This window comes from Thermomonospora cellulosilytica (assembly GCF_014138835.1).
Lineage (GTDB): Bacteria > Actinomycetota > Actinomycetes > Streptosporangiales > Streptosporangiaceae > Thermomonospora > Thermomonospora amylolytica.
In genome coordinates, this window is the sequence record NZ_JACJII010000001.1 from 2975063 (window position 1) to 2988765 (window position 13703).

Consider the following 13703-nt stretch of genomic DNA (forward strand, 5'->3'; position numbering starts at 1 on the left):
TCGCGGGCAGGTCGGCTTGCGTCCCCCGCGCGGGACGGGCGGAGCCGTGCCCGTCCTGGAGGCACCGACCACGGAGGAACGGCTCCATGACCGACGTGACGACACCGACCGCGCCCGCCCTCACCGACGACGAACTGCAGGCGTTGCACGCGCACTGGCGGGCCGCCAACTACCTGTCGGCCGGGCAGATCTACCTGCTGGACAACCCGCTGCTGCGCGAGCCCCTCACGGCCGGGCACATCAAGCCGAGGCTGCTGGGCCACTGGGGCACCTCGCCCGGCCTGAACTTCTGCTACACGCACCTCAACCGGGTCATCAGGGCCCGCGACCAGGACATGATCTACATCATGGGCCCCGGGCACGGCGGGCCGTCCGCGGTGGCCAACGCCTGGCTGGAGGGCACCTACAGCGAGGTCTACCCGGAGGTGTCGCAGGACGAGGCGGGGATGCGGCGGCTGTTCCGGCAGTTCTCGTTCCCCGGCGGGGTGCCCAGCCACGTCGCCCCCGAGACGCCCGGGTCGATCCACGAGGGCGGGGAGCTGGGGTACGCGCTCGCGCACGCCTACGGCGCCGCGTTCGACAACCCGGGGCTGGTGGTGGCCTGCATCGTGGGCGACGGGGAGGCCGAGACCGGGCCGCTGGCGGCGAGCTGGCACTCCAACAAGTTCCTGGACCCGGCGCGCGACGGCGCGGTGCTGCCGATCCTGCACCTGAACGGCTACAAGATCGCCAACCCGACGGTGCTGGCCCGCATCCCCGAGGCCGAGCTGCTGGCCCTGTTCGAGGGGTACGGCCACAAGCCCTACGTGGTGTCCGGCAGCGACCCGGAGACCGTGCACCGGGAGATGGCCCAGACCCTCGATCGGGCGATGGACGAGATCGCCGCGATCCGGCGGGCGGCGCGCGAGGGCCACGACGGGGCCCGCCCCCGCTGGCCGATGATCATCCTGCGCACCCCGAAGGGCTGGACCGGTCCCCGGGAGGTCGACGGCCTGCCGGTCGAGGGCACCTGGCGGTCCCACCAGGTGCCGCTGTCGGGGGTGCGCGACGACCCCGACCACCTGGCCCAGCTCGAGACGTGGCTGCGGTCGTACCGGCCCGAGGAGCTGTTCGACGAGGACGGCCGGCCGGTGCCGCAGGTCCGCGCGCAGGCCCCCGAGGGCGACCGGCGGATGAGCGCCAACCCGCACGCCAACGGCGGCCTCCTGCTGCGCCCGCTGGTCATGCCGGACTTCCGCGGCCACGCGGTGCCGGTCGAGGCGCCCGGCACCACGTTCGACGAGCCCACCCGGGTGCTCGGCGGGTTCCTGCGGGACGTGATCGTCCGCAATCCCGACAACTTCCGGATCATGGGCCCGGACGAGACCGCCTCCAACCGGCTCGGCGCGGTGTTCGAGGTCACCGACCGGGTGTGGGAGGCCGAACGGCTGGACACCGACGAGCACCTGGCCCCGTCCGGCCGGGTGATGGAGGTGCTCAGCGAGCACCTGTGCCAGGGCTGGCTGGAGGGTTACCTGCTGACCGGGCGGCACGGGCTGTTCAACAGCTACGAGGCGTTCGTCCACATCGTGGACGCGATGTTCAACCAGCACGCCAAGTGGCTGAAGGTCACCCGGAGCCTGCCGTGGCGGCAGCCGATCGCCTCGCTGAACTACCTGTTGTCCTCGCACGTGTGGCGGCAGGACCACAACGGCTTCACCCACCAGGACCCCGGCTTCCTGGACGTGGTGATGAACAAGAAGCCCGAGATCATCCGGGTCTACCTGCCGCCGGACGCCAACACCCTGCTGTCGGTGGCCGACCACTGCCTGCGCTCGCGGGACTACGTCAACGTGGTGGTGGCCGCCAAGCAGCCCGCGCCCAACTGGCTGTCGATGGACGACGCGGTCACCCACTGCGCCCGCGGCATCGGCATCTGGGAGTGGGCGAGCACCGATTCGGGGGCCGACCCCGACGTGGTGCTGGCCTGCGCCGGGGACGTTCCGACGCTGGAGACGATGGCCGCGGTCGACCTGCTGCGCCGCCACCTGCCGGACGTGCGGGTCCGGGTCGTCAACGTGGTGGACCTGATGCGGCTGCAGCCCGCCGCCGAGCATCCGCACGGGCTGTCCGATCCGGAGTTCGACGCGCTGTTCACCACCGACAGGCCGATCATCTTCGCGTTCCACGGCTACCCGTACCTGATCCACCGGCTGACGTACCGCCGCAGGGGCCACGGCAACCTGCACGTGCGCGGCTACAAGGAGGAGGGCACCACCACCACGCCGTTCGACATGGTGATGATGAACGACCTGGACCGCTTCCACCTGGTGATGGACGTCATCGACCGGGTGCCCGAGCTCGGCGGGCGGGCCGGGCACGTGCGGCAGCACATGATGGACGAGCGCCGCCGCCACCGCGACCACACCCGCGAGCACGGCCAGGACCCCGCCGACATCACCGGCTGGAGCTGGCCCTACTAGAGGCCCTGCCAGAGGAGAGGAACGGCCGATGCGGGTCCTGACGGTCAACCCCGGATCCAGCAGCCTCAAGATCAGCATCCTGGAGGACGACGACTCCCTGGTCGGGCACGCCGAGCTGAGCACGGGCCCGGCCGAGCGCGAGGGCGAGGTGCTGGCCGGCGCGCTGGCGGGCCTGCCCCCGGCGGACGCGGTCGGCGTGCGGTTCGTGCACGGCGGGGCGGAGTACCGGGGGCCGGTGCTGATCGACGACGACGTGACCAAGCGGCTGTACGAGCTGGCCGACCTGGCGCCGCTGCACCAGCCGCTGTCGCTGTACGCGCTGGGGGAGATCCGGCGGGAGCTGCCGGACGCGCCCGCGGTGGCGTGCTTCGACACCGCATTCCACGCCGGGATGCCGGACGCCGCCGCGACGTTCGCGCTGCCCGCCGAGTGGCGCGACCGCTTCCGGCTGCGGCGGTACGGGTTCCACGGGCTGTCGCACGCGTACGCCACCCGCCGGGCCGGGCAGATGCTGGACGCCGACCCGGCCGCGCTGCGGCTGGTGGTGTGCCATCTGGGGTCGGGCGCGTCGCTGGCGGCCGTCGCCGGGGGCCGGTCGGTGGACACCACGATGGGCTTCACCCCGATGGACGGGCTGGTCATGGCGACCCGGCCCGGCAGCCTGGACCCCGGCCTGGTGCTGTGGCTGATGAAGCACGGGATCTCCGCCGAGGAGCTGTCCGAGGCCCTCAGCCGCCGTTCCGGGCTCCAGGCGCTGGCGGGAACGGGCGACATGCGGCAGATCCGGCGGCGCGCCGCCGGGGGCGACGCCGACGCCCGGCTGGCGCTGGCGGTCTACCTGCACCGGCTGCGGGCCTGCGTCGCCGCCATGACCGCCGCCCTGGGCGGCCTGGACGCGCTGGTGTTCACCGGCGGGGTCGGCGAGCACGACGCGCAGCTGCGGCGGGAGGTCGCCGAGGGGCTGGCGTACCTGGGGGTGGCGGTGGACGAGCGGGCCAACGGGTCCGTCCGCGGCGACGCCGACGTCACCGCCCCGGGCGCGGCCGTCCGCACCCTCGTCGTCACCTCCCGGGAGGACCTGGAGATCGCCGCCGGGGTGCGCCGCGTGCTGGGCCGCTAGCGGGGGCCTCCGTTACGGCACGCGATCGGACGAATCGGATGTGCCACAATTTTCCCTCCAGTCACGCTAGATTTGGTCGCCCGTATTCGCCTGACTGTCGATCCAGCGCTCGTCTCGGGGTGGGAGCGATGGATTCGCAGACGATCTGCGATCGAAGTGAGGGAACGTGATGGATAGGCCCGTCCAAGCCACCGATCCGTCGTCCACCGAGCGGCCGTCCCTGCGCGAGCTGGCCACCGACCCCCTCATCACCCGGGACTACGAGGCCCGGCCCGCCCTGGTCTACGAGTCGCTGCGGGCCCGGCACGGCGCGGTGGCCCCGGTCGACCTGCTCGGCGTGCCGGTGTGGCTGGCCCTGGGCTACGCCGAGGTGCTGGAGGTCATGCAGAACCGGGACCGCGTCTGGAGCAAGCGGCTGGACGCCTGGCGGGACTACGCCGAGGGCCGGGTGCCGCGCGACTGGCCGCTGCTGCCCGCCCTGGAGGTCGACCACGTGGTCTTCCAGGAGGGCCGGCGGCTGGAGGAGCTGCGCGGCGCCTACCACGCGGCGCTGCGGCCGTTCCAGGACCCGGCCTCCCCGCAGGCCAGGGAGCTGCGGGCGGCCACCGCCCGGTACGCCGACGAGCTGATCGACGTGATGACCGAGGGCAGTGGCGGCAGCGGGTTCGCCGACCTGTCCGCCCAGTACGCCCGGCCGCTGCCGCTGATGGTGGTGGACCGGCTGCTGGGCTTCGCGAACGGCGCCGGCGACGAGGTGCTGATGGACATGTGGCGGGTGCTGGACGCCGGCCCCGACTCCGGCCCCGCCCTGGAACGGCTGCTGGCCGCGCTGGCCGAGCTGGCCGCCGCCAAGATGGCCCGGCCCGGCGACGACTTCCCCTCCCACATGCTGGCCGCCCGCCCCGAGTTCACCGTGGACGAGCTGTCCCGCGAGCTGATGATGCTGGTCGGGGTGGCGGGGGACTTCCCCGGCGTGCTGATCAACAACACCGTGGTGGAGGTGATCAACGGCGGCGCCGGGGTCCGCGACAGCCTGTCGGCCGGGCTGATCCGGGAGACCGTCAACCGGGTCGCGATGGCCAGCCCGCCGATGGCCAACCTCACCATGCGCTGCCCGTCCACCGACGTCCGGCTGGGCGGCCGGCTGATCAGGGCGGGCGAGCCGGTGATGCTGTCGGTGGCCGCCGCGCACGCCGACCCGGCGTTCACCGGCGGGGCCGGCCTGGACCGGGCCGACCGCGTCTACCAGACCCGCGCCCACCTGGCCTGGGGCGCCGGCCCGCACCACTGCCTGGGCGTCGAGCTGGCCACCATGATCGTGGAGACCGCGATCGACCGGCTGTTCGCCCGCTTCGGCGCGCTGTCGCTGACCCTGCCCCCCGACCAGCTCCCCTGGCGCTCGTCCCCGCTGATGCGCGGCCTGCGCTCGCTGCCGGTCCGGTACGAGCTGGCGCCCCGCCCGGCGCAGCCCGTCCCGTCGCCCGCGCCGCAGCCGGTGTTCGAGCCCGAGCCGGACGCCCCGCGGCCCGAGCAGCCCCGCTCAGCGCTGTGGCGCTTCCTGCGCGGCCTGCGCCGCGGCGCCCGCTGAGCCGAGCCGCACCGCCTCCACCGCCAGGGCCAGCTCCACCGCCTGGCGGGGGTCGGCGAGCCGGCGGCCGGTGAGGTGCTCGACCCGGCGCAGCCGGTTCAGCACGGTGTTGCGATGGCAGTACAGGCGTTCGGCGGCGGCCGTCGTCGAGCCCGCGCAGTCCAGCCAGACCCGCACCGTCCGCAGCAGGACGTCCCGCTCGGCGGGCTCCAGGGCCAGCACCGGGCCGAGCACCGCGTCCCGCAGGTGACCGGCCAGTTCCGGCTGGACCGCCACCAGCGCCTCCGGCAGGTGGCGGTCCAGCCGGCTGATCCGCGGCCCGGCGCCCGCGCAGGTGCGCAGCGCGATCGCGGCCAGCCGGCGGGCCCGCGCCAGCCCGGTCAGCGACTCCACCACCAGGCTGATGCCGGCGTCGCGGGCCGGCGGCGGCCGCAGCGCCCGCTCCACGGCGTCCAGCCCGGCCGACCCCAGATGCACCACGCCGTACCGGGCGTCGCCACGGGCCCGCCACACGAACCGCAGGCCCTCGGCCTCCTCGGGCAGCAGCCCGTCCCCGGCCCGGACGCCCGCGGCGGGCACCGCGACGACCGCGTACCGGCCGTGCGGCGGCAGGTCCAGCGCCGCGGCCGCCCGCCGGGCCGTCTCGGCGTCGCCGCGCCCGTCCAGCAGCAGGTCCAGCATCCGGTAGCCCTGCTCGCCGTCGGCGTCGCGCAGCCGCCGCTCGGTCTGCCGGTAGGACTCCGACACCGCCACCGACAGCTCGTCGATCATCTGCCAGGTGCGGCGGGCGCTGATCACCAGCACCGGCAGGTCGTCCGGGTGGCGCGACCGGATGACGTCCACCATGCCGTCCCACAGGACGGAGCCCGCCAGCCGGTACGCCCGCAGCGCGGTGTCGAGCGGGATCCGCCGCTCGGCGTACCCGCGGCCCATGCGCCGCGCGAAGTTCAGGTCCGGCCGCCGGCCGCCGCGCGAGGCCACCGCGTCGAGGACGGCGTGCAGCCCCAGGTAGGTGGACTTCCAGAACGAGCGGTCGTCGCCGGGCGGCGGGTCCTGCCCGCGCCGCATCTCCTCCACCAGACGGTCGGTCAGCTGCGGCAGCCGGTCGTACAGCCCGCGCACCGCCGTCTGGATGACCAGGTGCTCCTTGGAGGTGTACGCCGCCGCCACTGGATCCTCCGGAGTTCGGTCACCTCGGTGTCTCCCGGGCCGAACATCGTTCCACGAGCCGGGACATTTCAGAAGCGGGAACGGCTGTGCGGGCGCACAGCGGCCGATGGGCGCCCGCACCGTGATCCGGGACCGCCGTGACGGGAGCGACGCGAGTTCACCGGCGGGGGACTCGGCCCGCTGACAAACGTCCGGGCGGAGTTTGTCCGCTGCGCCGAGGCGTCGGCCGCCCCGGATGCCTACAAAACAGGCATCCGTCTCAGCGCAGGAGGATCCGACATGCGTCTCACCGGCCGAACATCCCCCGCCGCGCGTCTGGCGCTGGTGTTGCTGGCCGTGCTGGCCCTGGCGGTCTCGATGGCGCCCGCCATCGGTGACGCCGCCCGCGCCGCCACCATGCGGCCGATCGTGTTCGTGCACGGCTTCTTCGGCTCCGGCAGCCAGTTCCAGACCCAGGCCAAGCGGTTCGCCTCCAACGGCTACCCGGCGGACTACGTCGACTTCGTGGACTACGACTCGCTGTTCACCAACGAGTCCCGCGAAGACGTGATCACCAAGCTGGACCGCAAGATCGACGAGGTCCGGCAGCGGCACGGCGCCGACAAGGTCGACCTGGCCGGGCACTCGATGGGGACCGCGATCTCGCACGAGTACCTCAACAGCTCCGCGCAGCGGGCCGCCAAGGTCGCGCGGTACGTCAACATCGACGGCATGACCGCCACCTCCCCGCCCGGCGGCGTGCCGACCCTGGCGGTGTGGGCCGAGGGCCGTGAGACCGCGTCCATCACCGGCGCCACCAACGTCCACATGAACAACGAGTCGCACGTGGAGAACGCCTCCTCGCCGGCGACGTTCGCGGCCATGTACGAGTTCCTCACCGGCGAGCGCCCCCGCACCACCGACGTGGTCGCCCAGAGCGGGCAGATCCAGATCGCCGGCAAGGCGGTCCGCTTCCCCAGCAACGTCCCTCCCGGCAACGCCTCGATCGACGTGTTCCAGATCGACCCCGCGACCGGACGACGGACCGGCCAGACCCCCGTCACGACGATGCGGGTCGCCGCCGACGGCTCGTGGGGTCCGTTCAACGGCAGCGGCGGCGCCCACTACGAGTTCCGGCTCACCCGCGCCGACACCACCCAGGAGCACCACCTGTACTTCGAGCCGTTCCGCCGCACCGACCTGGGCGTCCGGCTGCTCAGCTCCGACCCGGGCACGGGCGTGGACCGGCTGATCCAGCGCAGCCCCAACCACGTGGCGCTGCTGGCCTACCGCAACAAGGAGTGGTGGGGCGACCAGGGCGCGAACGGCGACCGGCTCACCGTCAACGGCGTCTCCGTGATCAACGAGGGCACCGCCCCGCGCGACAAGCGCGCCATCGGCCTGTTCGTCTTCGACCGGTTCTCCGACCGGCGCTCCAACCCCGGCAGCTCGTTCGGGCTGTTCGACACCCTGCCGTTCATGACCGCCACCGACGTGTTCCTGCAGGCGTCGGCGAACGCGAGCGGAACGGTCACGCTGGAGACCGTCCAGCGCGGCGGCACCGGCCGGGCGGTCCGGCTCGCCATCCCCAACTGGCCTTCGTCCAGCCACACCGTGACCGTGAACTTCAACGACTACGCGTCCTGACACCACGGACTCCGTGGGCCCGCTCAGTCCCCGCCGGGAGCGGGCCCACGGGCCTTTCCGGCTCAGCCGCCCGCGCTGGTGAAGTGGCGCAACAGGACCGGCAGGGCCAGGCGTTCCAGGCGGCCGGGGGCGGCGGCGTCCGGCTCCAGATGGCGCTGGGCCAGGGCGCCGTCGTGGAGGGCCACGATGACGCGGACGACGTCCTCGGGCGGGGTGACGAACGTGCGGCCCGCCTGGTGGACGGCCTTGGCGACCAGGGCGGTGAGCTGCTCGGTGAAGCGGTCGCGCTGGCGGCGGAGCTCGACGGCGGCCCGGGGGTCGCGGGCGGCGTGCAGCACCAGCTCGGTCTCCACCAGCCACCAGCGGCGGTCGTGGCTCATCGCCGACAGCACCGTGTCGACCGCCTTCTCCAGCGCCGCCTCGCCGTCGCCCTCCAGCAGGCCGGGCGCGGCCAGGATCTCGCCCAGATGCCGCAGGGCCTGCTCACAGCGGTCGTCGGCCACCGCCAGCAGCAGCTCGTCCAGGGTGCGGAAGTTGGAGTAGAACGCGCCGCGCGTGTAGCCGGCCCGGTCGCAGACCTCCTCGATGCTCGCGCCGCGCAGGCCCCGTTCGGCGAACACGTCCAGGGCCGCGTCCAGCAGCCGCCGGCGGGTCTCGGCCCGGCGCCTGGTGACCCGCCTGGGCTTGGACTCGGAACCGGGACCTGCGCTCGTCACGCCAGCAGCGTAGCCTGCGCGGTCATCGGCGCAGGCCCGCCGGCTCGGGGGCGGCGGACGGGGCGGGCGCGGCGGCCAGCGACTCGCCCTCGACGTCGACGCGGGGCAGCGCCCGGTCCAGGCGGGCGGGCAGCCACCAGGCGGCGCGCCCGGCCAGCGCCAGCACCGCCGGCACCAGCGTCATCCGCACCGCGAACGCGTCCACCAGCACCCCGGCGGCCAGCGCCAGCGCCATCGGCTTGACCACCGCGTCCTCGGTGGTCACGAACGAGGCGAACACCGAGAACATGATCAGCGCGGCGGCGGTGACCACCCGGGCGGCGTGCCGGGAACCGGTCACGACGGCCTCGCGGGGGGCGGCCCCGTGCACGAAGTCCTCCCGGATCCGCGACACCAGGAACACCTCGTAGTCCATCGCCAGCCCGAACAGCACCGCGATCACGATGATCGGCAGGAAGCTGATCACCGGCCCGGTGGTGTGCGCGCCGAACGCCTCGGCCAGCCATCCCCACTGGAACACCGCGACCACGATCCCGAACGCGGCCCCCACCGACAGCAGGAACCCGGCGGCGGCCTTGACCGGCACCACCACCGACCGGAACACCAGCGTCAGCAGCACCAGCGCCAGCCCCACCACCACGGCGGCGAACGGCGGCAGCGCGTCCGACAGCCGGTCGGAGACGTCGATGCCGGCGGCGGTGTTGCCGGTGACGGCGATGGTCGTGCCGGTGGCCCGCTCCAGCTCGCCGGACCGGTCGCGGATGGCGCGGACCAGGTCGGCGGTGGCCTCGTCGGCGGGGCCGGTGCGCGGGATCACCTGGACGATCGCGGCGTCCCCGGCCGGGCTGAGCTGCGGCGCGGAGACGCCGGCGACGTTCGGCGTCCGCGCGACCGCGGCGGCGACCCGGCCGGCGGCCTGCGGCAGGCCGGCCTCGCCGGAGGCCCCGGGCTCGATCATCAGCATCAGCGGCCCGTTGAAGCCCGGCCCGAAGCTCGCGGAGATGATGTCGTACGCCTGCCGTTCGCCGGTCTCGGGGGACGAACGCCCGTGGTCGGGCAGGGCCAGGCTCAGGTCGCGGGCGGGCAGCGCCAGCACGCCGAGCCCCAGGACCAGCGCGAGCACGGTGACGGCGGGGCGGGCGATCACCAGCCGGGTCCACCGTTCGCCCAGCGAGCCGGAGCCCTCGCCGGTGGCCAGCCGGGCGGCGCGCGAGCCCGGCTCGGGCCGCAGCCGCTCCCCGGCCAGGCCGAGCAGCGCGGGCAGCAGGGTGATCGCGACGGCCACCGCGATCGCGACGGTCAGCGAGGCGGCCAGGCCCATCACGGTCAGGAACGGGATCCGCACGATCGCCAGCCCCGCCATCGCGATGACGACGGTCAGCCCGGCGAACACCACCGCGCCGCCGGCGGTCCCGGTGGCCCGGCCGATCGACTCCGGCACGCTCATCCCCCCGGCGAGCTGGGCGCGGTGCCGCGACAGCAGGAACAGCGAGTAGTCGATGCCCACGGCCAGCCCGATCATCAGGGCCAGCGTCGGGGCGGTGGACGACAGCGTGACCAGCTCGGTCAGCGACAGCAGCCCGGCCAGTCCCACGCCCACCCCGACCAGCGCGGCCACCAGGGTCATCCCGGCGGCCAGCAGCGACCCGAACGTCACCAGCAGCACCACCAGCGCGACCGCGACGCCGACCAGCTCCTTGGCCCCGACCGGGACGCCGGTGGCCTGGTAGGCGTCGCCGCCGACGACCACGCGCAGGCCCGCCCGCCCGGCGACCGCGACCCGGCGTTCCAGCTCCTCCAGGGAGCCGTCGTCCAGTTCGGCGGTCTCCACCGGGTACCGCACCTGGGCGAGCGCCACCCGCTGGTCGCGGGAGACGGTGCGCGCGGTGAACGGGTCGACCACGGCCGCCACCTGCGGGGCGGTGCCCGCGGCGGAGACGGCCCGGCCGATCGCGGCCCTGGCCTGCGGCGTGGCGACCGTGCCGCCCTCGGGCGCGACGAAGACGATCTGCGCCGAGGTGCCGGAGGCCGCCGGGAAGCGTTCCGCCAGCACGTCGAGGGCCTGCTGGGACTCGGTGCCCGGGATGCGGAACTCGTCGTCGGTCTGCGCGCCGGAGGCCGCCGTCCCGGCGACGGCGGCGGACAGCAGGACCAGCCAGATCCCGATCACCGCCAGCCGGCGCCGGGCGGACAGCCGCCCCAGCCGGTACAGGAGCGTCGCCATGCCGTTCCCCCAGATTCAATACATTGATGTATCCGATGGCTCAAGGTATCCGATGCACTGATGTATCGAGAACGTGTGCTTGCTCACCCGCCGCCCCGGTGGTTCGATCGGGCGCCATGCCCCCTGCGACCACGCTCGAACGCGTCCACCTGCCCGGGAACGCCGCCTCTCTGGCCGCCGCCGGGGGAGAGGGCCCGGTGTACGCGCTGTGCGGACGCCCGGACATCGGACAGCGGGACGCGGTGGACCTGGGCGGCGGACTGCTGTGCGCGGTGGACCTGGACGGCGCGCTCCGATGGAGCCGCGAGGTGGTCTGGGGCGCCGATCTCCGGGTGTCCCCGGACGGCGGCATCTGGTTCATCGACCGGCGGGTGCTGTGCGAAGTCGGGCCGGACGGGACGCCGGGGCGCCGGATCGAGCCGGACGGGGCGCTGCCGGAGGAGATGCTCGGCGCGTTCGTGATCCTGGACGACGGGTTCCTGGTGGCCTGGGGCTCCCAGCCGTACCGGGGCGTCCGCGTGGAACGGCTCGACGGCGAGGGGAAGCGCCGCTGGTCGACGGAGCTGCCCGTGCCGGGCCTGTCCTACCGGGGCGTCGTCGAGATGCGCATCGGCGACTCGCAGAGCATGCGGCCCATGCGCCCGTGGACCCCCACCTCGATGCTTGTCGAGGGCCGGGAGGGGCTGCTGGTGTCCGGTGACAGGGCGCTGGCGACCTTCTTAGACTACTCCAGCGGCATCGGCCTGAGCCACTGCCTGGACGTGGACACCGGGGAGCACCTGTGGACCACGCCGCCCATGCCGACCGGTGACCGCGCCATCGCCGGGCCGGGGTCCTTCTACATCGGCGCACAGGGATACGGCGCGTTCGAGATGAGCCTGTACGACCGGGACGGCCGGGTGGTGCTCCAGTGGCCCAGCCACGGCCGCCCACTGGTCAGCAGCCGGGGCCGCACCCGCGTCATCGAGCTGGAGAACGTCCTGCCGTCCCGTTCCCGGGTGCGCCGCCTGCACCGGGACGCGAGCATGACCGACGGCCCGGTGCTACCCGGCTACTACACGGCCGGTCCGGTGCTCAGCTCTGACGGCAGGGCCGCGTTCTTCCGCGACGGGCGTCTGCAGACCGTCGACCCCGACCTGAACGTCCGCACCCTGCACACCGCCGAGGGCTGGGAGGGCACCGGACGGATGCTGCTGCTCGACGGCGGCCTGCTGGCGTTCACCCTCACCCAGGACTGGAAGGTCGGCAGCCGGTTCTTCTTCGCCCGCACCGACCTTGCGCCCATCGACACCGGCGTCTGGCCGTGCGGCGAGGGCAACCTCCGGGGCAACCCGGTCCGCTAGGGCTTGCGGCGGATCCGGTAGTGCAGGGTCATGAACGGGGTCCCGAAGAGCTGGAACGCGTGCTCGGCCTTCAGCTCCCCGTTCTCCACGTACACGTCCAGGTGCTCGGAGAAGCCGTGCACCGCCAGCGTCGTCAGGTCGCGGGTCTGCGGATCCACGAACGTCAGATAGTGACCGGGATGGGCCAGGTCGCTGCGGCTGGTCAGGGTGAGGCCGCCGCCCGGCCGGTCCAGCGGCAGCAGCGTGGCGGTGAAGCCGCCCTGCGGCACCGGGAACCCGACGCTCACATAACCGCGCCCCTCATGCCGGTACGTGGTGTAGATCCCCACGTAGATCGGCTCGTCGGTGTCGGCGAACGACCGGATCCACCCGCGCACCGCGATCACGTCCGAGTCCTCCGGCGTGATCGTGTCGATCCGGCTGCGCATGCCCCGCTGCGCCTCCCGCTGGTTGGTCGGCACGCTGGCCTGCCCCAGCGGGCGCGCCACCAGCGTCCGGTACAGCAGGTAGCCCGGCCGCACCCACAGCCGCCACCGCGGAACGATGTCGAGGGTGAAGCGGGTGGTGTGCTCGTAGAACTCCCGCACCAGCGGGTCCGTCCACCCCGGCCGGGTCGAACTCCGGGCCCGCCAGCTCGTCCAGCGACGCCACGATGCCCACGTCGGAGGCGTCGGCGGTGTACGTCCCGCCGATCGCCTCCGCCAGGTCCCGCACGTAGCCGGTGCCGACGTACCGTGAACGGGCCTCCAGCGGCACCACGAACGGCAGCTCCTCCGCCGGGACCCGCTCCGCCAGCAGGCTGACCTGCTCGTCCCGGAACACCAGCGCCGACAGCGCCCGGTACGTCAGCACCGTGGCCGCGGCCACCACCGGCGCGGGCCGTCCCGCCAGGCCCCTGCCGACCGCCGCGCCCAGCACCGGGCCCATCGCGACCTTCTGCGGCCGTACGCCCAGCGCCCCGGTGACCGTCCCGCTCGCGGTCCCCACCAGCACCGGGCCCGCGCCGGTCAGCCTGCCGCCGGCCCAGCCCAGCGAGGCCGCCACCGCCGTGCCGGAGGCGATCCGCGACCACAGCGGCGGGATCCGGCCGGGCCGCTGCCGCGCCCGCGCCACCGCCTCGGCCGCCCCCAGCCCGGCCGCACCGGCCAGCGCCCCCGCCCACCCGGCGCGCCGCCCCCGATGCCCGGCCAGCGCGGCCCCGGCCAGCCCGCCGAGCACCGCGGCCGAGCCGATCTGCCGCCGCCGCTGGGAACGATCTTCAGTCATCCGGGCAAACTACCGCAGCGACGCCGCGTCACGGCGGGAACGGCCGGGTCCTGCGGGCCGACGGCGGGATCGTCGGAAAGTTTCCCGCCGCCGGGAACAATCCCGCCCGGCCGGGGGTTCTACTCCATGTCGCCGGTGTGCCTGGTGTCCCCGGGCCTCACCTATCGCCTTCGCGGAATACCGTTCGG

General features: G+C 74.0%; 10 protein-coding genes. 5 read left to right on the plus strand and 5 right to left on the minus strand.

The features are described from left to right. Nucleotides 1-86: 86 nt before the first annotated feature. From HNR21_RS14310 to HNR21_RS14320, 3 genes are all read left to right on the plus strand, one after another. Nucleotides 87-2462, plus strand: coding sequence for a phosphoketolase family protein (locus HNR21_RS14310; protein ID WP_182705607.1), 2376 nt, complete (start codon nt 87-89; stop codon nt 2460-2462). A gap of 28 nt (nt 2463-2490) precedes the next feature. Continuing rightward, the gene (locus HNR21_RS14315) at nt 2491-3582 is read left to right on the plus strand and encodes an acetate/propionate family kinase (protein WP_182705608.1); all 1092 of its coding nucleotides are present in this window, start codon (nt 2491-2493) and stop codon (nt 3580-3582) included. Between the two features lie 169 nt (nt 3583-3751). Beyond that, a complete protein-coding gene (locus HNR21_RS14320) occupies nt 3752-5170 on the plus strand; it encodes a cytochrome P450 (RefSeq protein WP_182705609.1) in 1419 nt (472 codons plus the stop codon). On the opposite strand, the gene HNR21_RS36365 is transcribed toward HNR21_RS14320, so the two are convergent. Beyond that, nucleotides 5123-6340, minus strand: coding sequence for a PucR family transcriptional regulator (locus tag HNR21_RS36365; RefSeq protein ID WP_182705610.1), 1218 nt, complete (start codon nt 6338-6340; stop codon nt 5123-5125). The two genes, HNR21_RS14320 and HNR21_RS36365, sit on opposite strands and share 48 nt — an antisense overlap. A 279-nt stretch (nt 6341-6619) precedes the next feature. On the opposite strand from HNR21_RS36365, the gene HNR21_RS14330 reads away from it, so the two are divergent. Then, nucleotides 6620-7966 (plus strand): alpha/beta fold hydrolase, encoded by a 1347-nt coding sequence (locus tag HNR21_RS14330; protein ID WP_182705611.1) that lies wholly within the window; start codon nt 6620-6622, stop codon nt 7964-7966. A gap of 62 nt (nt 7967-8028) precedes the next feature. Here the strand turns inward: HNR21_RS14330 and HNR21_RS14335 are convergent, their stop codons facing one another. Further along, nucleotides 8029-8682, minus strand: coding sequence for a TetR/AcrR family transcriptional regulator (locus tag HNR21_RS14335; RefSeq protein WP_182705612.1), 654 nt, complete (start codon nt 8680-8682; stop codon nt 8029-8031). A gap of 22 nt (nt 8683-8704) precedes the next feature. Beyond that, the gene (locus HNR21_RS14340) at nt 8705-10906 is read right to left on the minus strand and encodes an MMPL family transporter (protein WP_182705613.1); all 2202 of its coding nucleotides are present in this window, start codon (nt 10904-10906) and stop codon (nt 8705-8707) included. Between the two features lie 116 nt (nt 10907-11022). Here HNR21_RS14340 and HNR21_RS14345 point away from each other — a divergent pair, with 116 nt between their 5' ends. Next, complete coding sequence (locus tag HNR21_RS14345; protein WP_182709001.1) at nt 11023-12249, plus strand: hypothetical protein; 1227 nt, start codon at nt 11023-11025, stop codon at nt 12247-12249. On the opposite strand, the gene HNR21_RS34685 is transcribed toward HNR21_RS14345, so the two are convergent. Then, complete coding sequence (locus HNR21_RS34685; RefSeq protein ID WP_220500157.1) at nt 12246-12635, minus strand: hypothetical protein; 390 nt, start codon at nt 12633-12635, stop codon at nt 12246-12248. The genes HNR21_RS14345 and HNR21_RS34685 overlap by 4 nt on opposite strands. Further along, a complete protein-coding gene (locus HNR21_RS14350; RefSeq protein ID WP_220500158.1) occupies nt 12550-13515 on the minus strand; it encodes a hypothetical protein in 966 nt (321 codons plus the stop codon). The genes HNR21_RS34685 and HNR21_RS14350 overlap by 86 nt, the downstream gene beginning before the upstream one ends. Nucleotides 13516-13703: the final 188 nt, after the last annotated feature.